Here is a 219-nt window from a genome sequence, read left to right as displayed (position 1 = left end):
TTGCGCGGGCCTATGCGATGTGGGGGCCTGCTCGGGCGTGGGATTGTCGGGGTTGCCGGTAGGGGTCGACAGATGCCGGGGGTACGAACCACGGGTGTTGATCGGTTCCGATGAACACTTCCCAGTCGGAGTGGTGGATGAGTCGGTGGTGGAATCCGCAGAGTAGGACGAGGTTGTCCATATCGGTGGGGCCACCATCGGCCCAGTGCCAGATGTGGT

At 63.0% G+C, this 219-nt stretch carries 1 protein-coding gene; it reads right to left on the bottom strand.

The window, feature by feature from the left end; translation table 11 throughout:
• Window positions 1-10 precede the first annotated feature (10 nt).
• A partial coding sequence (locus tag QM588_RS25650) for an HNH endonuclease signature motif containing protein (RefSeq protein ID WP_283317438.1) occupies window positions 11-219 on the bottom strand: 209 nt, incomplete at its 5' end.

This window comes from Rhodococcus sp. IEGM 1354, assembly GCF_030056855.1.
GTDB lineage: Bacteria > Actinomycetota > Actinomycetes > Mycobacteriales > Mycobacteriaceae > Rhodococcoides.
Note: the sequence above shows the minus strand (reverse complement) of the source record. Positions and strands in the feature narration are given on the sequence as shown.